14 protein-coding genes are annotated in these 17,853 nt (G+C 68.4%); 9 read left to right on the top strand and 5 right to left on the bottom strand.

The features are described from left to right. Positions 1 to 68 precede the first annotated feature (68 nt). Positions 69 to 596 carry a glutathione peroxidase gene (locus tag EV655_RS09935; RefSeq protein WP_132544351.1) on the bottom strand — a complete coding sequence of 176 codons (528 nt, stop codon included), beginning with the start codon at positions 594 to 596 and terminating at the stop codon, positions 69 to 71. A 145-nt stretch (positions 597 to 741) separates the two neighbouring features. Here EV655_RS09935 and EV655_RS09930 point away from each other — a divergent pair, with 145 nt between their 5' ends. From EV655_RS09930 to ptsP, 4 genes are all read left to right on the top strand, one after another. Beyond that, positions 742 to 1,176 carry a DUF1178 family protein gene (locus EV655_RS09930; RefSeq protein ID WP_132544348.1) on the top strand — a complete coding sequence of 145 codons (435 nt, stop codon included), beginning with the start codon at positions 742 to 744 and terminating at the stop codon, positions 1,174 to 1,176. A gap of 13 nt (positions 1,177 to 1,189) precedes the next feature. Continuing rightward, positions 1,190 to 1,855: an SDR family NAD(P)-dependent oxidoreductase gene (locus tag EV655_RS09925; protein ID WP_132544346.1), complete on the top strand. Its 666-nt coding sequence runs from the start codon at positions 1,190 to 1,192 to the stop codon at positions 1,853 to 1,855. A gap of 127 nt (positions 1,856 to 1,982) precedes the next feature. After that, entirely contained in the window at positions 1,983 to 3,221 is a 1,239-nt protein-coding gene (locus tag EV655_RS09920; RefSeq protein ID WP_132544344.1) for an aspartate kinase, read from the top strand. 11 nt (positions 3,222 to 3,232) lie between these two features. After that, positions 3,233 to 5,479 carry a phosphoenolpyruvate--protein phosphotransferase gene (gene ptsP / locus EV655_RS09915; protein ID WP_132544341.1) on the top strand — a complete coding sequence of 749 codons (2,247 nt, stop codon included), beginning with the start codon at positions 3,233 to 3,235 and terminating at the stop codon, positions 5,477 to 5,479. A 3-nt stretch (positions 5,480 to 5,482) separates the two neighbouring features. Here the strand turns inward: ptsP and EV655_RS09910 are convergent, their stop codons facing one another. Next, positions 5,483 to 6,703 carry an MFS transporter gene (locus tag EV655_RS09910; protein WP_207901950.1) on the bottom strand — a complete coding sequence of 407 codons (1,221 nt, stop codon included), beginning with the start codon at positions 6,701 to 6,703 and terminating at the stop codon, positions 5,483 to 5,485. A gap of 167 nt (positions 6,704 to 6,870) precedes the next feature. Between EV655_RS09910 and EV655_RS09905 the strand changes: the two genes are divergently transcribed. Continuing rightward, positions 6,871 to 7,935, top strand: a complete 1,065-nt coding sequence (locus EV655_RS09905; protein WP_132544338.1) for a YeeE/YedE family protein — start codon at positions 6,871 to 6,873, stop codon at positions 7,933 to 7,935. A 120-nt stretch (positions 7,936 to 8,055) separates the two neighbouring features. On the opposite strand, the gene EV655_RS09900 is transcribed toward EV655_RS09905, so the two are convergent. Further along, a complete protein-coding gene (locus EV655_RS09900; RefSeq protein ID WP_132544336.1) occupies positions 8,056 to 10,245 on the bottom strand; it encodes a primosomal protein N' in 2,190 nt (729 codons plus the stop codon). A gap of 89 nt (positions 10,246 to 10,334) precedes the next feature. Between EV655_RS09900 and fsa the strand changes: the two genes are divergently transcribed. From fsa to EV655_RS09880, 4 genes are read left to right on the top strand one after another with little or no spacing between them, the layout of a single operon-like run. Beyond that, the gene (gene fsa, locus EV655_RS09895; protein ID WP_132544334.1) at positions 10,335 to 10,988 is read left to right on the top strand and encodes a fructose-6-phosphate aldolase; all 654 of its coding nucleotides are present in this window, start codon (positions 10,335 to 10,337) and stop codon (positions 10,986 to 10,988) included. 45 nt (positions 10,989 to 11,033) lie between these two features. Next, positions 11,034 to 11,738, top strand: a complete 705-nt coding sequence (locus EV655_RS09890; RefSeq protein ID WP_132544332.1) for a DUF484 family protein — start codon at positions 11,034 to 11,036, stop codon at positions 11,736 to 11,738. After that, positions 11,735 to 12,658 carry a tyrosine recombinase XerC gene (locus tag EV655_RS09885; protein ID WP_132544330.1) on the top strand — a complete coding sequence of 308 codons (924 nt, stop codon included), beginning with the start codon at positions 11,735 to 11,737 and terminating at the stop codon, positions 12,656 to 12,658. Before EV655_RS09890 ends, EV655_RS09885 begins: the two co-directional genes overlap by 4 nt. A gap of 50 nt (positions 12,659 to 12,708) precedes the next feature. Then, entirely contained in the window at positions 12,709 to 13,407 is a 699-nt protein-coding gene (locus EV655_RS09880) for a CDP-alcohol phosphatidyltransferase family protein (protein WP_132544328.1), read from the top strand. A gap of 42 nt (positions 13,408 to 13,449) precedes the next feature. On the opposite strand, the gene ileS is transcribed toward EV655_RS09880, so the two are convergent. Together ileS and EV655_RS09870 are read right to left on the bottom strand one after the other, a co-directional pair. After that, the gene (ileS, locus tag EV655_RS09875) at positions 13,450 to 16,443 is read right to left on the bottom strand and encodes an isoleucine--tRNA ligase (protein WP_132544326.1); all 2,994 of its coding nucleotides are present in this window, start codon (positions 16,441 to 16,443) and stop codon (positions 13,450 to 13,452) included. A gap of 192 nt (positions 16,444 to 16,635) precedes the next feature. After that, on the bottom strand, positions 16,636 to 17,733 hold the full coding sequence (locus tag EV655_RS09870; protein ID WP_132544603.1) for a YcjF family protein: 1,098 nt from the start codon (positions 17,731 to 17,733) through the stop codon (positions 16,636 to 16,638). Between the last annotated feature and the right edge of the window lie 120 nt (positions 17,734 to 17,853).

Here is a 17,853-nt window from a genome sequence, read left to right as displayed (position 1 = left end):
TGCAACGGGCCGGGCGACGGTCGCCATGGCCGGCCCGACGTTCCGCCTCACGCGCACAGTCCCGGGAGTCACCGGGGCAGAAGCGCCTTGATCCGACCGGTCAGCTTGGGCGAGGTGGGCTTGGTGAACGACCCCCAGGTGGCCACGACGCGGCCGTCGGGGCCCAGCAGCACCTTGTTGAAGTTCCAGCCCGGCACAAAGCCCGTCTCGGCCTTGACCCAGCGATAGAACGGGTGCGCCGCGGCCCCCTTCACATGGGTGATCTCGGTCATCGGAAGCGTCAGGCCGAAATTGACGTCGCAGAATTCCTTGACCTTCTCGGCGCTCGCCAGTTCCTGGTTGAAATCGTCGGACGGCACGGCCAGCACGACAAGCCCCTTGGGCCCGTACTTTTCGTGCAATGCCTGCAAGCCTTCGTACTGGCCGGTAAAGCCGCATTGCGACGCGGTGTTGACCACCAGCACCGGCCGCCCGCGGAACGCGTCAAGCGCGATCTCGCCGCCGTCGATCGAGGCAAAGCTGAACCCCTGCGCGGCCGCGGCGCTGGGGACCGACACGGTCAGGGCAAGCGACAGAAAGGGAGCGAGAAGGCGCATGGGGACGATGCCTCTTGGCATGGTGGACCTCTTGGCAGATATGCCGCCGCCCGGCCCCGTCAAGCGCACCGCGACGCGGCCGGACGTTGCAATCGACGGCGCAGCGGTTATCTGTTCGGCAAGGGTCTGCCATGATGATCGACAGATGATCCGCTATTCGCTCGACTGCGCCGAGGGTCACCGCTTCGAAAGCTGGTTCCAGTCGGCCGACGCCTTCGACACGCTGCTGGCCGCGGGAATGGTCAGTTGCGCGGTCTGCGGTTGCACGAAGGTGGGCAAGGGCCTGATGGCCCCCTCCGTCGCCACCGAGCGCGACGCCCCAGGGGCGCAGTCAACCCGTCCGCTGTCGCGCCCGGCCAGCCCCGCCGAACAGGCCTTGGCCGACCTCCGGCGCCGGATCGAGGCGGAGTCCGACTATGTGGGCCCCCGCTTCGCCCAGGAGGCGCGCGACATGCACGCGGGCCTGACGCCCCACCGCACGATCCATGGCGAGGCCCGGCTCGACGAGGCGAAGCAACTGATCGAGGACGGCGTGCCGATCGCGCCGCTGCCCTTCACGCCCGGACGCAAGACCAACTGAAGGACCGCAGCCCATGACCCCTCTCATCACCGGCGCCAATCGCGGCATCGGCCTCAGGCTGTTGCAGGACTACGCCGCCGAAGGCCTTTCCCCCATCGGCACCACGCGCGCAGATGACGCGCCGCCTGTCGCGGGCGCCCGCTGGCAGGCGCTGGATGTCACCGACCTGAAACAGCAGAAGGCATTGGCCGGCAAGCTGGCGGGCCAGCCGGTTGACCTGCTGATCTGCAACGCGGGCCAGTATCTCGACAAGCACCAGCAGCTTGAAACCGGCTATCCGCCCGCGATGTGGGCGCAGATGTTCGCAGCCAACGTCACCGGCGTGTTCCTGACGATCCAGGCGCTGTTGCCCAATCTCGGGCTGTCCAGCGCGCCGAGGGTGGCGATCATCGCCTCGACCATGGGCTCGCAGGACCGTGCGCCGGGCGGGTCCTACATCTATCGCGCCTCCAAGGCGGCGGCGATCAATCTGGGGCGGAACCTTGCGGTCGACCTGCGGCCGATGGGGATTGCGGTCGGCATCTATCATCCGGGCTGGGTGCGCACCGACATGGGCGGCGAGGGCGCCCATATCGACGTCGAGGAGGCGAGCGCGGGGCTGCGCACCCGCTTCGCCGCACTGACCCTCGACACCACCGGCTGTTTCGAAACCTGGGACGGCCGCCCCTACCCGCTCTGACGACCGGGACCGGCGCTGCCCGGCGCCCCGGTTCCGGGCGGCGGCGCGCATCACTTCGAGGCCGCTTGCCCTTTGCAGGAAGCGCCCTTATGAAACGCGCGGATATCCGCGGGGCGAAGGGCGCCACATGCCGGTTTTGGTGATGAAATTCGGGGGCACGTCGGTCGGCGATCTCGACCGCATCCGGAACGCCGCCGAGAAGGTCAGACGCGAGGTCGAACGCGGCCACGACGTGATCGTCGTGGTCTCGGCCATGTCGGGCAAGACGAACGAACTGGTCGGCTGGGTCGAGCAGACCTCGCCGCTGTTCGACGCCCGCGAATACGACGCGGTGGTCAGCTCGGGCGAGAACGTGACCGCCGGGCTGATGGCGCTTACGCTTCAGGAAATGGACGTGCCCGCCCGCAGTTGGCAGGGCTGGCAGGTGCCGCTGAAGACGACCAGCGCCCATTCCGCCGCGCGTATCGAGGAGATCCCGCGCGCCAATATCGACCAGAAGTTCGCCGAAGGCATGCGCGTGGCCGTGGTCGCGGGGTTCCAGGGGATCAGTCCCGAGGGGCGGATCACCACGCTGGGACGGGGTGGGTCGGACACGACCGCGGTGGCCTTTGCCGCCGCCTTCGACGCGGTGCGCTGCGACATCTATACCGACGTGGACGGGGTCTATACCACCGACCCGCGGATCGAGGACAAGGCCCGCAAGCTGGACCGCATCGCCTTCGAGGAAATGCTTGAACTGGCAAGCCTGGGCGCCAAGGTGCTGCAGACCCGCTCGGTCGAACTGGCGATGCGCTACAAGGTCAAGCTGAGGGTGCTGTCCAGCTTCGAGGATACCGACGACAATTCCGGCACGCTCGTCTGCGCCGAGGAGGATATTGTGGAACAGAACGTGGTTTCCGGCGTCGCCTATTCCCGCGACGAAGCCAAGATGACCCTGATCTCGGTGGCCGACCGCCCCGGCATCGCCGCCGCGATCTTCGGACCATTGTCGCGGGCGGGCGTGAACGTGGACATGATCGTGCAGAACATCTCCGAGGAAGGGCGCACCGACATGACCTTTTCCTGCCCGGTCAACCAGGTGGCCCGGGCCGCGGACGCGATGGAGAAGGCCAAGGCGGCCGGAGAGATCAATTTCCACGGGCTTGTCGCCGATACCGACGTGGCCAAGGTGTCGGTCGTCGGAATCGGCATGCGCAGCCATGCCGGCGTCGCCGCGCGCATGTTCGACGCGCTTGCCGCCGAAGGAATAAACATCAAGGTCATCACAACCTCTGAGATCAAGATTTCCGTGCTGATCGACCGGAAATATATGGAACTTGCGGTGCAAGCTCTCCATGATGCGTTCGGACTCGACAAAGCAGCCTGACGCGGGGGCAGATGCCCGAACAGACCGAAAGCGCAAGCCGCAGGCTGCTTCGCCGCCTGCGCGACACCCTTGCCGAGCCCGGCGCCGGTCAGGAGCGGCTTGACCGCATCACCACGATCATCGCCGAGCAGATGGGCACCGACGTGTGCTCGATCTACCTGTTTCGCGACGCCGACACGCTGGAATTGTGCGCGACCGAGGGGCTGAAACCCGAGTCGGTGCACCAGACACGGCTGCGGGTGGGCGAGGGCCTGGTGGGCCGGGTGGCCAAGACCGCACGGCCGATCAACACCGGCAACGCGCCGCAGGAACGCGGTTTCCGCTACATGCCCGAGACCGGCGAGGAGATCTTCTCGTCGTTCCTGGGCGTGCCGATCCAGCGGCTGGGCGAACGGCTGGGCGTGGTCGTCGTCCAGTCGAAACATGCCCGGCAATATTCCGACGACGAGGTCTATGCCCTGGAAGTCGTCGCCATGGTGCTGGCCGAGATGACCGAGCTTGGCGCCTTCGTCGGCGAGGGCGAGGCGCTGGCGGCGTTGCACCAGCGCCCCGTGATGATCCGCGGCACCGTCGCGCAAGAGGGCGTGGCGGTGGGCCATGCCTGGTTGCACGAGCCGCGGGTGGTGGTGACGAACCCGATCGCCGACGACCCCGAGACCGAACTGAAGCGGCTGAAAGAGGCCGTGGACCGGCTGCGCGTCACCGTCGACGAGATGCTGAACTCGGCAACCACGGGCGACAAGGACCAGTTGCAGGTTCTGGAAGCCTATCGGATGTTCGCCAATTCCCGCGGCTGGAAGCGGCGGATGGAAGAGGACATCGCCCGCGGCCTGTCGGCCGAGGCGGCGGTGGAAAAGGAACAGTCCGCCGCCCGCGCCCGGATGCAGACCGTGCCCGACCCCTATCTGCGGGAACGCCTGCACGATCTGGACGACCTGTCGAACCGCCTGCTGCGCATCCTGACCGGTCAGGGCGAGCGCACCGGCGCCGAACGCCCGGCCGACCCGATCCTGATCGCGCGCAATATCGGGCCGGGCGAGTTGCTGGACTATGGCCGCAGCTTGCGCGGCATCGTGCTGGAAGAGGGGTCGGTCGGCAGCCACGCGGCGATCGTGGCGCGCGCCCTGGCGATCCCCCTGGTGATCCAGGCGGGCCGCGTCACCACCGAGGCGCTGAACGGCAACCTGATCCTTCTGGATGGCGAGCAGGGCATCGTCCACCTGCGCCCCGAAGAGACCGTGCGCGCCGCCTTCGAAGACAAGATCGCGATGCAGGCCAAGGCGCAGAAGCGCTATGCCGCGATCCGCAAGGAACCCGCGGTGACGCTGTGCGGCCAGCGGATCACGCTGACCATGAATGCGGGCCTGATGGCCGACCTGCCCTCGCTGGAAAGCTCGGGCGCCGAGGGGGTGGGGCTTTTCCGCACCGAGTTGCAGTTCCTCGTCCGCTCAAAGGTGCCCCGCCGCAGCAAACTGGCCGCGCTTTATGCCCGCGTGATCGACGCCGCCAAGGGCAGGCGCGTGGCCTTCCGCACGCTCGATATCGGGTCCGACAAGGTTCTGTCCTACATGAAGCCGCAGGAGGAACCGAACCCCGCGCTCGGCTGGCGGGCGATCCGGGTGGGGCTGGACCGGCCCGGCATGATGCGGATGCAGTTGCAGGCGCTGATCCGGGCGGCGAACGGGCGGCCACTGACGGTGATGTTCCCGCTGATCGCCCAGCTCGACGAGTTCCGCGCCGCCCGCGAGCATCTGCTGAACGAGCTCGACCGCGAGGAACGGCTGGGCCGCGTCCTTCCCGAAAAGGTCGAGATCGGCGCGATGGTCGAGACCCCCAGCATGGCGTTCGCGCCGCGGCAGTTCTACGAACTGGCCGATTTCATCTCGATCGGCGGCAACGACCTGAAACAGTTCTTCTTCGCCGCCGACCGCGAGAACGAACGCGTGCGCCGCCGCTACGACACGCTGAACGTCAGCTTCCTGACCTTCCTCGAACAGATCGTGAAGCGGTGCGAGGATACCGGCACGCCGCTGTCGTTCTGCGGCGAGGATGCGGGCCGCCCGGTCGAGGCGCTGTGCCTGACCGCGATCGGGTTCCGCGCGCTGTCGATGCGCCCTGCCTCCATCGGTCCGGTCAAGCACATGCTGCGGAAAAGCGATCTGGCCGAGGCCCGCGCGGTGATCGACGCGGCGCGGGCCAGCGGCGCGCAATCGGTCCGCCCCGCGGTGATGGACTGGCTGCGTCGGCGGGGCGAATAGCCGCTACTCGGCGGGCGTGGCGACCAGGCCCGAAAAGATCGTCTCGTTGCCCGGCTCGGGGTGGCGCGGGATCATCAGCGCCAGCATCAGTGACACCCCCGCCATCGTGGCCGCCAGCACGAACACGCCCCCCGGCGAGGTGACCCACAGATAGCCCAGCGCCGCGGGCAGGAACACGGCGGCGATGTGGTTGATGGTGAAGGCCACCGCGGCGGTGGGGGCGATGTCGCCCGGGTCCGCGATCTTCTGGAAATAGGTCTTCAGCGCGAAGGCCAGCGCGAAGAACAGGTGGTCGATGACGTAAAGCGCGGCGGCCAGCACGACGCCCCAGCCGAACCAGTAGATGCCGCCATAGGCGAGGAACACGCCGATCAGCCCGACATATTCGAAGGCCAGCGCGCGCCGTTCCCCCCATTTCGCCACCGCCCGCCCCATCAGCGGCGCGAAGGCCATGTTGGCCAGGAAGTTTATCAGGAAAAGCGCCGTGACTTCATGGACTTCAAAGCCGAACCTCTCGACCATCATGAAGGCCGCGAAGACCACGAAGATCTGCCGCCGCGCCCCGGCCATGAACTGCAGCGCGTAGTAGAGCCAGTAGCGGCGGCGCAGCACCAGACGCTTGACCTGCGGGTTCGGCGCCTCGAATTGCGGATAGGCCAGCAGGCAGAACAGCGCCACGGCGGCCGTGAAGCCCCCCGCCGCGAGGTAGACGAGGTTGTACGACAGATCGAACGCCTTCCACGTCACCACCAGCAGTCCGTAGGCGATGAGCGAGGCGGCCGACCCGGCGGCGACCAGCCAGCCCAGCGTCTGCGGGGCGCGGTCCTTGGCGATCCATTGCAGTTGCAGCGACTGGTTCACCGTCTCGAAATAGTGAAACCCGATCGAACTGATCAGCGTCACTGCCAGCAGCCCGCCGAGCGACGGAAACCACGCGGTCACCGCGGTCGCCACCCCCAGCATGATCAGCGACACGATGCCCAGCACCTGTTCGCGGATGAAGATGATCAGCGCGATCACCCCCACCGCAAGGAACCCGGGGATTTCCCGCACCGTGTGCAGCCAGCCGATCTCGACGCCGGTAAAGCCCGCCGCCTCGATGACGAAATTGTTCAGAAGCGCCGACCACGTGGCGAACGCCACCGGCATGGCAAAGGCCATGACGAACAACAGCGCCACGGGCCGCCGCCACAAGGGCAGCGCGGCCGCGTCGGCGAGCGGCATCGGCGAAAGGCGGAACAGGAGCGTCATCGCCTTCCCATAGCCCCGCGCGGCACGCTTGGCGAGCGGGAATCGCGCCCCGGCCGCGCCGGGCCGCCGGTGATCCAGATCAAGGCGGGGTGGGGTGATCCGGGGCAGATCCATCGGAGGGAGCACGGGAGACGCGCGTCATGGACATTCTGGCGGTCGTGGAAGGTATCGGCGAGGCGCCGGCGGCGGCGCTGTTCGGGCTGATCACCGGCATGGTCTTCGGCGTGGCGGCGCAACGCTCGGCCTTCTGCCTGCGGGCCGCGACGATCGAGTTCGCCCGCGGCCAGATGGGACCACGGGTGGCGGTGTGGCTGTTGTGCTTTTCGACGGCGCTGGTCTGGGTGCAGGGCGCGGAACTCGCCGGGCTGATGCGGGCGGACGAGGCGCGGATGATGGCGGTGACCGGATCCTGGTCGGGGGCGATCATCGGCGGGCTGATCTTCGGCGCGGGCATGGTGCTGGCGCGCGGCTGTCCCGGCCGTTTGCTGGTGCTGGCGGCCACTGGAAACCTGCGCTCGGTGATCTCGGGGCTGATCTTTGCGGTTCTGGCGCAGATGAGCCTGCATGGCTGGCTTTCGCCGCTCCGCGACAAGCTGGCGGCGCTTTGGGTGACGCCGGGGGGGCGCAACGTGAACCTGATCGAGGCGTTCCGGCTGCCCGAGATCTCGGGCCTTGTGCTGGGCTTCGGCTTTGCGGTGCTGGCGCTGTGGATGGCCAAGCGAAACCGCATCTCGTTCCGCACGCTGTTCTTCGGGGCGGGGGTCGGATTCGCCGTGGCGGTGGGCTGGGTGCTGACCTTCGGGCTGGCACAGGTCAGCTTCGAACCGATGCAGATCGAAAGCCTGACTTTCACCGGCCCATCCGCCAACACCTTGATGTTCTTCCTGGAACGCCCGGCGATCCTGGAATTCGACATCGGCCTGGTGCCCGGCGTGTTCCTGGGATCCTTCCTGGCGGCCTGGATCTGTGGCGACCTGAAGTTCCAGGGGTTCGAGTCCGAGGTGAACATGCGCAAGGCGATGATCGGGGCGGCGCTGATGGGGTTCGGCGGCATGCTGGCGGGCGGGTGTTCGATCGGTGCAGGCGTTACCGGCGGGTCGATTTTCGTTGGCACGATGTGGGTTGCGCTGGTCGCGATGTGGGTGGGCGGAATGGTGACCGACTACCTGATCGACCAGCCCAGGGGCGCGGCAAAGGCGGCCTGAGGCGCCGTTTCCGAAATCGGAATTCCATCGGACTTTTTTTCCGGGCCGCACGGCAGCCGGGCGCCCCCTGCCCCCGCCGCCGCGCCGGGGCCTCTGGCTGCGGGCGCGGGGCCTGCCCGCTCAGAGAAAGCTTTGCGGGTCGATGTCGACGGCGAGGCGAACCTGCGCGGGCAGCTTGACGGGGGCCAGCCAGTCGCGGATCGCGGCCTGCAACGGCGCGCCCTTGGCGGCCTTGACCAGCAGGCGCACCCGGTGCCGGCCGCGGATCCGCGCGATGGGCGCGGGGGCCGGGCCGTAGACCTGCGCGCCGATCCGGCGCAGGGCCGCGTCGTTGCGGGCCAGATGGGTGCCGAGGTCGAAGGCCGCCTTGGCCTCGGGCGCCGACAGGATGATGCCCGCCAGCCGGCCATAGGGCGGCATGCCGGCCGCCCGCCGCTCGGCGGCCTCTGCGCGCCAGAAGCCTTCCTCGTCGCCGGTCAGGATCGCGCGGATCACCGGGTGGTCGGGCTGGAAGGTCTGCAACAGCGCCACGCCCCGGGCCGCGCCCCGGCCCGCCCGGCCCGCGACCTGCCGCATCAGTTGAAAGGTGCGTTCCGCCGCGCGCATGTCCGAGCCTTGCAACCCCAGATCGGCGTCGATCACGCCCACCAGCGTCAGCAGCGGAAAGTTGTGCCCCTTGGCCACCAGTTGCGTGCCGATGATGATGTCGGCCTCGCCACCCGCGATCGCCTTGATCTGCGTCTTGAGCGCGCGGGCCGTGGTGAACAGGTCGGAGGACAGCACCGCGACCCGCGCCCCGGGGAAAAGCTCGGCGGTTTCCTCGGCCAGCCGTTCGACGCCGGGCCCCACCGGCGCCAGCTTGCCCGCCGCCCCGCAAGAGGGGCAGGTCTCGGGGATCGGCCGGGTTTCGCCGCACTGGTGGCAGACGAGACGTTTGAGAAAGCGGTGTTCCACCATCCGCGCGTCGCAGTGGTCGCAGGCGATCATGTGCCCGCAGGCCCGGCAGACCGTGACCGGCGCATAGCCGCGGCGGTTGAGAAACAGCAGCGCCTGTTGCCCGGCGGCCAGCCGCGCGGCCACTGCACCGGCCAGCGTGGGCGAGATCCAGCGCCCCGGCGGCAGATCCTCGGCGCGCAGGTCGATCGTGGCCATCTCGGGCAATTCCGCCTCGCCGAAGCGCGAGGTCAGGTCGAGGCGCGCGTATTTGCCCGCCTCGGCATTGGCCCAGCTTTCCAGCGAGGGCGTGGCCGAGGCCAGCACCACCTGTGCGGAACAGAGCGACGCACGCAGCACCGCCATGTCGCGGGCGTTGTAGAGCGCGCCCTCCTCCTGCTTGTAGGAACTGTCATGTTCCTCGTCGACGACGATCAGGCCGAGGTCGCGGAACGGCAGGAACAGCGCCGAGCGCGCGCCGACGACAAGCTGCGCGTCGCCCTGCCCCACCATCCGCCACAGCCGGCGGCGTTCGACCATGGTGACGCCGGAATGCCATTCGGCGGGCCGCGCGCCGAAGCGGGCCTCGACCCGGGACAGGAACTCGGCGGTCAGGGCGATTTCCGGCAGCAGGACCAGCGCCTGCCGGCCCTGCCCCAGACATTCGGCAACGGCGGCCAGGTAGACCTCGGTCTTGCCCGAGCCGGTGACCCCCTTGAGCAGCGTGGTGCCGTAGCCGCCCGAGGCGACGGCGGAACACAGCCGGGCGGCGGCCTGTTGCTGGTCGGGGGCCAGCGCCATGCCGGGGCGGGCGGGGTCAAGCCGGGGATAGGGCCGGTCGCGGGGCGTGTCCTCCTCCAGCACCGCGCCCGAGGGGATCAGGCCCTTGACCACCGTGGTCGAGACCCCCGCCTCGGCGGCCAGTTCCCCAAGCGTGAAGCAGAGCCCGCCATAGGCGTCAAGCGTGTCGAGGACGCGGGCGCGCGGGTCGGTCATCCGGTCGGGCAGGCCCGGGCCGCGGCGATAGACCCTTTGCATCGAGGGGGCGTCGCCCAGCCACGGCGCACGGGTCGCCAGCCGCAGCATCGCGGACAGCGGCGTCAGCGTGTAATCGGCGGCGCGTTCGAGAAAGCCGCGCATCTCGGCCTTCATGGGGGCGGCGTCGAGAACGCGGGCGACGGGGCGCAGCCGGGCGGCGTCGAAATCGCCCGCGCCCGCCCCCCAGACCACGCCCAGGACGCGGCGCGGCCCCAACGGCACCTCGACGAAATCGCCGATGCCGCAGCCGCCCTCGGGCGCGAGGTAGTCGAGCACCCGGTCAAGCGGCTCGGCGGTCAGCACGCCGACGCGGGCCCCTGCGGCAAAGTCCTCAACCATGGGTGATCCGTCCAAAGACGGGCTTTCGAAGCCGCCAGCCATCCGGTATCACTGACGCGACAAATTGAACCAGGACGCAAGGCAGCCCCATGAAATTCTTCGTCGATACCGCCGATGTGGATGCGATCCGCGAACTCAACGAGCTTGGCATGGTGGATGGCGTGACCACCAACCCCTCGCTGATCCTGAAATCGGGGCGCGATATCCTTGAGGTGACGAAGGAAATCTGCGGCATCGTCGCGGGCCCGGTCTCGGCGGAAGTGGTGGCGACCGAGGCGGCGGCGATGATCGAGGAGGGGCGCAAGCTGGCGCAGATCGCGCCCAACATCGCGGTCAAGGTGCCGCTGACCTGGGACGGGCTGAAGGCTTGCAAGGTGCTGACGGGCGAGGGGCACATGGTCAATGTCACGCTCTGTTTCTCGGCCGCGCAGGCGCTGTTGGCCGCCAAGGCGGGGGCGAGTTTCATCTCGCCCTTCGTCGGGCGGCTGGACGACATCAATCTCGACGGCATGGACCTGATCGCCGACATAAGGACGATCTACGACAACTACGGCTTTGGAACCGAGATACTGGCCGCCTCGATCCGCTCGGTCAACCACATGACCGAGGCGGCGAAGATCGGCGCCGATGTGGCGACCGCGCCGCCCGATGTGCTCAAGAAGATGGCAGCCCACCCGCTGACCGAGAAGGGGCTGGCCGCGTTTCTGGCGGATTGGGAAAAAACGGGGCAGAAAATTCTGTAGGCTTGGTGTAAGGTCGCGCAAAACGACCATAAACACGAGGCAGACATGAGCAGCTCCCCCGCCGTCGCGGATGATCTTCGCGCGAAGATCATTGCCCATCCCGACACGATCCTTGACGACCCCGACGTGATGCGCGCGCTGGTCGCGGCCAACGAACGCATGATGGGCGGCAACATCGTCGATCTGCGCGGCATCGCGATGGAGCGGCTGGAAGCCCGGCTGGACCGGCTGGAGGAAACCCACCGCTCGGTGATCGCGGCCGCCTACGAGAACCTGGCGGGGACGAACCAGATTCACCGCGCGGCGCTGCTGTTGCTGGAACCCGAGGATTTCGCCGGGTTCGTCGCGACGCTTTCGGGCGAGGTGGCGGCGATCCTGCGGATCGACTGCCTGCGGCTGGTGCTGGAATCGCACCGGGACGATGACGCGGGGCTGGCCGCGCTGGGCGAGGTGGTGCAGGTCGTGCCCGCGGGATTCGTCGATGCCTATGCGGGTGGCGTGCACGGGCGCACCGCGCGCACGGTGACGCTGCGCCAGCAGGTGCCGGGAAGTTCCGCACTGTATGGCCACAAGGCCGGGGCGATCCGGTCCGAGGCGCTGCTGCGGCTGGATTTCGGGACCGGACGGCTGCCGGGGATGCTGGCGATGGGGTCCGAGGATCCGCAGCAATTCGCGCCGAACCAGGGCACCGACCTGCTGACCTTCCTTGCGGGCGTGTTCGAACGGGCGATGCGCCGCTTCCTGGAATGAGCCTGGCGCTGGCCCCGTCCACGCGCGCGGCGCTGGCGGACTGGCTGGCCGAGGAACGCGCGCTGAACGCGGCGGCGGCCAACACGCTGTCGGCCTATGCGGCGGACGTGACCGGGTTCCTGGCCTTTCTGGCCACCTATGACGGCGCGCCCGCCGGCCCCGCACGCCTTGCGGGGCTGGAATTGCGCGACATGCGGGCCTGGATGGCGCATGAACGCGGGCGCGGGCTGGGGGCGCGGTCGCTGGCCCGGGCACTGTCGGCGGTCAAGGGGTTCTTTCGCTGGTATGGCCGCCGCGAGGGGTTCGAGCCGACCGCGGTGCTGTCGGTCCGCGCACCGAAATTCCGCCGCAAGCTGCCCCGCCCGCTGGCCGAGGACGCCGCGCGCGCGGTGCTGGACATGGTGGGCGAGAGCGCGCGGGAGCCCTGGATCGCGGCGCGCGACACGGCGGTGGTGACGCTGCTTTACGGTTGCGGACTACGGATTTCCGAGGCGCTGGGGCTGACGGGCCGCGATGCGCCGCTGCCCGCGACGCTGGTGATCCGCGGCAAGGGCGGCAAGGAGCGGGTCGTGCCGGTGCTGCCCGCCGCGCGCGATGCGGTCGACGCCTATCTGGCGGTCTGTCCCTTTGATCTGGCCCCCGACGGACCGCTGTTCCGGGGCGCCCGCGGCGGGGCGCTGAACCCGCGGCTGGTAGCCCGGTCGATGGAACGGGTGCGCGCGCTGCTGGGCCTGCCCGCCACCGCCACGCCGCATGCGCTGCGCCACAGCTTTGCCACGCATCTGCTGGAAGCAGGCGGCGATCTGCGGGCGATCCAGGAATTGCTGGGCCATGCCTCGCTGTCGACCACGCAGGCCTATACGGCGGTCGACACCGCGCGGCTGATGGCGGTCTACGAGGCGGCGCATCCCAAGGCCTGAGTCCCGTATTCGCGATTGCACGGCGGACGCGAATCCCTGATGACGGTTTCATGACACCCGCCTTTCGCGCCTATCTCGTGCATTTCTTCACCGCCACGGGGGCCGTCTTTGCCATGCTGGCGCTGCTGGCCGCGGTGAACGGGGCCTGGGACGTGATGTTCCTGTGGCTGATCGTGGCCTTTGCCGTCGACGGGCTGGATGGCCCCTTTGCGCGCCGCTATGACGTCAAGACCAACGCCGCGATCATCGACGGCGAGTTGATGGACCTGATCGTCGACTACCTGACCTATGTCTTTGTGCCGGCCTTTGCGCTGTTCCATTCGGACCTGCTGCCGGGCTGGACCGGGTGGATCGCGATCATCATCATCACCTTCACCAGTGTTCTCTACTTCGCCGACACGCGGATGAAGACCGCGGACAAGTCGTTCTGCGGCTTTCCGGGCTGCTGGAACATGGTGGTGCTGGTGCTGTTCGCGCTGGCGCCCGGGTTCTGGTTGATCCTGGCCGTGGTGGCGGTGCTGGCGGTGGCGATGTTCCTGCCGCTGAAGTTCATCCACCCCGTGCGCACCGCGCGCTGGCGCTGGCTGTCGCTGCCGGTGGCGCTGGCCTGGACGCTGGCGGGGGGCTGGGCCGCCTGGCACGATTTCGCCGCCGCGGGCTGGATCGACACGGTGCTGATGGTGACCAGCATTTACCTGCTGGGCGCGGGGATCGTTCAGCAACTGGTGCCGCCGCGCGGCGCGGCCTGAGGCCGGGCCGACCCTGCGGGGCCAGCCCGGCGAGGCGCTGTTCTATCCGCCCAGCGCCGCATTGCAGCGCGCGCAGGTGCCCGGATGGGCATGGGTGCCGACATCGGGCAGGATCTTCCAGCAGCGCTGGCATTTCCCGCCGTCGGCCTTTTCGAACACCACGCCCACGCCCGGCACCTCGGGCAGGCGGAACGCCTCGTTCGGGGAGGGATCGGCGGTCGTCACGATGGCCGAGGTGATGCAGATATCGGCGAAGTCGATGGTCCGGAGCGCGGCCAGCACGTCGGTATCCTCGACATGCACCACCGGCGCGGCCTCGAGGCTGGCGCCGATCACCTTGTCCTGGCGCTGGATTTCCAGCGCCGCCGTCACCACGCGGCGCACCCGGCGCACGCCCGCCCATTTCGCCGCCAGCACGTCATCGCGCCAGCCGGCGGGCGTGTCGGGGATGTCGTGCAGGTGGACGGAACTGTCCTCGCCGGGGAAGCGTTCGAGCCAGACCTCCTCCATCGTGAAGACCAGGATCGGGGCAAGCCAGGTGGTCAGGCGGTGGAACAGGATGTCCAGCACCGTGCGCGCGGCGCGGCGGCGCGGGCTGTCGGGCGCATCGCAGTAAAGCACGTCCTTGCGGATGTCGAAATAGTAGGACGAAAGGTCCACCGTGGCGAAGTTGAACAGCGCCTGGAACACCCCCTGGAAGTCGTAGGCGTCGAAGCCCTGCCGCACGGTGTCGTCCAGTTCGGCGAGGCGGTGCAGCACCCAGCGTTCCAGTTCGGGCATGTCGGCGGGGTCGACGCGTTCGGCCTCCGAGAAGCCCGCGAGGTTGCCCAGCAGGAACCGCATGGTGTTGCGCAAGCGCCGATAGCTGTCGGCCACGCCTTTCAGGATTTCCGGCCCGATGCGCAGGTCGACGGTGTAATCCGACTGCGCCACCCACAGCCGCAGGATGTCGGCGCCGTATTGCTTGACCACTTCCTCGGGGGCGACGGTGTTGCCCAGCGATTTGGACATCTTGTTGCCCTTCTCGTCGAGCGTGAAGCCATGGGTCAGCACGCCGCGATAAGGCGCCCGGCCGATGGTGCCGCAGGCCTGAAGCATCGAGGAATGGAACCAGCCGCGGTGCTGGTCGGTGCCTTCGAGATACAGATCCGCGATGCCGTCCGCCGCCCCGTCCGCCCGGTCGCGCAGCACGAAGGCATGGGTGGAGCCGGAATCGAACCACACATCCAGCACGTCCATCACCTGGTCATAGGCCTCGGGGTCGTGGTCGTTGCCAAGGAACCGTTCCTTGGCGCCCTCGGCATACCATGCATCCGCCCCTTCGGCCTCGAACGCCGCCACGATGCGCGCGTTCACCGCCCGGTCGCGCAGCAGGAAATCGGGATCGGTGGGTTTCGCGCCGCGCTTGACGAAACAGGTCAGCGGCACGCCCCAGGCGCGCTGGCGCGACAGCACCCAGTCGGGGCGGGCCTCGATCATGGAATAGAGGCGGTTGCGGCCCGTTTGCGGGGTCCATTTCACCAGTTGGTCGATGGAGGTCAGCGCCCGCTGGCGGATCGTGTCGCCATAGGTGCCCATCCCGTCGTCCAGCTTGTGGTCGATGGCGGCGAACCATTGCGGCGTGTTGCGGTAGATCAGCGGCGCCTTGGAGCGCCAGCTATGGGGATAGCTGTGCTTCAGCTTGCCCTTGGCCAGCAGCGCCCCGGCATAGGCCAGTTGCTTGATGACCGAGACATTCGCCGGGCCTTCCTTGCCCTCGGGCGTCAGGATCGCCTGCCCGCCGAAGAGCGGCAGGTCAGGCCGGAACGAGCCGTCTTCCAGCACGTTGTAGGTCATCGGCAGGTCGTATTTCAGGCCGATCTGGTAGTCGTCATCGCCATGGCTGGGCGCGGTATGGACGAAGCCCGTGCCCGCGTCATCGGTGACATGCTCGCCCGGCAGCATCGGCACGTCGAAATCCCATTCGCCATTGCCGCCCTCGATGCCGCGGAAGGGGTGGGCAAGGGTCAGGCCGTTGACAATCCAATCTGTCAACGGTGACACCTTGCAATACCGTGTCACCCTTGCTTGCTCGAAGGTAGGTGCCGCACGTGTATCCGCCAAAATCACAAGATCGCCAGGTGCTGACTGAGAGTTCTCACCGGTCTCAAGAACTTCGTAGAGCGAGTATGAGATTTCATAGTTGAAAGCGACCGCCCTGTTCTGAGGGAGGGTCCAAGGCGTAGTCGTCCAAATCACAACGGCTGCCTTCGATAGCTCTGTTTTTAGGCTGTCGTAGGGTATCGTTACGCCGGCGCGCTCATGTTCTTCTCGGGCCCAATCTCCATTTGGGTCCAGATCAGGATTGAATTGATAAAGCTCCCAGTCGACCACCGGGAACTTCACCCAGATCGTGTGGCTCTGGTGGTCGTGGTATTCGACCTCGGCCTCGGCCAGCGCGGTCTTTTCCACCGGCGACCACATCACCGGCTTCGAGCCCTGGTAGAGCGCCCCGTTCATCAGGAATTTCATGAATTCCTGCGCGATCACGGCCTCGGCGTGGAAATCCATCGTCAGGTACGGATCGGCCCAGTTGCCGGTGATGCCGAGGCGCTTGAACTCCTCGCGCTGCACCCCGATCCAGCCCTCGGCAAAGCGGCGACATTCCTGGCGGAAGGCCACCACCGGCACCTCGTCCTTGTCCAGCCCCTTGGCGCGGTATTGTTCCTCGATCTTCCATTCGATCGGCAGGCCGTGGCAGTCCCAGCCGGGCACATAGCGCGCGTCCTTGCCCATCATCTGCTGGCTGCGCACGATGAAATCCTTGAGGATCTTGTTCAGCGCGTGGCCGATATGCAGGTGGCCGTTGGCGTAGGGCGGGCCGTCATGCAGGATGAAGGGCGGCCGCCCCGTCTTGTCCCGCAGCCGGTCATAGACCCCGATCCGCGCCCAGCGGTCCAGCCAGGCGGGCTCGCGGGCGGGCAGGCCCGCGCGCATCGGGAAATCGGTCTCGGGCAGGAAGATCGTGTCTTTGTAGTCGGGCATGTCGGCGCACATGGGGGCAGTCCTCGGAATACGGGTCTTGCGATGTCCTGAAAGCGGCGGCGCGGGGGATCAAGCGCCTTGTCCCGGCGGCTCTGGGATCAGAGCGCCGGGCCGGTAATTCGAAGGATGATCGCAAGGCCGTGCGTCATGGCCGGGCTTATAGGCCGCACGGGCGGGGGCGTAAAGGGACGGCGCGCCGCGGGATCAGGTGTCGGGCCTGGAAAACAGACCCGCAAGCGCGCGCTTGACCAGCGCGCCGACCGAGGGGCGCTTCAGCGCGCGGAAGGGCAGCGGGCGGCAGACCTCCATCGCGGCAACGCCGACGCGCGCGGTCAGCGCGCCGTTCACGATGCCCTCGCCAAAGCGGCGCGACAGCCGGGACAGCATGCCCCCGCCCGCGATCGAGCCCAGCATGTCATCGCCCACCGCCACCGCGCCGGTGGCGACAAGGTGGGTCATCACCGCGCGGGCCAGCCGGACGCTGCCCAGGAACCCGCCGCGCCCGCCATAGATTTCCGCAATCCGCCGGATCATGCGCAGGTTGGCCACCGTCGCCGCCACCACATCGGCCAGCGCCAGCGGCACGATCGCGGTGACCGTGGCCACGGTGCGGGCGGCGGCCTCGATCTCGCGCATGGCGGCGGCATCGAGGGGGGCAAGCAGTTCCCGCTCGGCCAGACCCAGCAGGCCATCGGCATCGAGGATGTCATCGCGCCGCTCGGCCAGCCGCTGGCGCCCCCAGCTTGTATCCTCGCGGCGGGCGTAAAGCGCGAACAGCCGGTCCAGAACCGCGCGGGCGGCGGTCAGGTCATGGGCGGCCAGCGCCGCGTCGGACTCGGCGTGCAGCGTGTCAAGACGGCGCAGCCGCGCAAAGGCCGCCATCTCGCGCAGCGCGATCAGTGAAAGCGCGGCCAGCACAAGCCCGAGCAGCACCAAAGCGATGCCGCCGAGCACGGGGTTGCGGTCCAGCAGGCCGGTGACGAAATCCCAGGCTGCCAGCGACACCGCGAAACCGATCAGCGCGGCAAGCGCGGACCAGAAGAACCGCGCCAGCCGCGAGGGCGGGCGGGCGGCAAGCATCGCCATCGTCTGCATCGCCCGCCCCTCGGGGGGCAGGACGGTGTCGGGTTCGGGCACCGGGGGGGCGTCGGCGGGGGACGGGGGGGCCGCCCGCGCGGGCGCTTCGGTGTCGAACAGCCGGGGGGCACGGGCGGGTTTCGGACGGGGATCCGCGGGCGGACGCTCGGGCTGGGCGCGCTCTGCCGCGCGGCGTTCGGCGTTGTCCCGCCTTGCCTTTTCCATCTCCATCCGTTCCCGCTTTTCCGTTTCCTGTGCCCTGCGCGCCGCCTCGGCCCGCTCGCGCTCGATCCGTTCCCGTTCGGCCCGATCCCGGGCAGCGGCGTCCCGGGCCGCCCGTTCCCG

The sequence above is a fragment of the Rhodovulum euryhalinum genome, assembly GCF_004342445.1.
GTDB lineage: Bacteria > Pseudomonadota > Alphaproteobacteria > Rhodobacterales > Rhodobacteraceae > Rhodovulum > Rhodovulum euryhalinum.
This window is presented reverse-complemented; position numbering and strand designations above follow the sequence as displayed.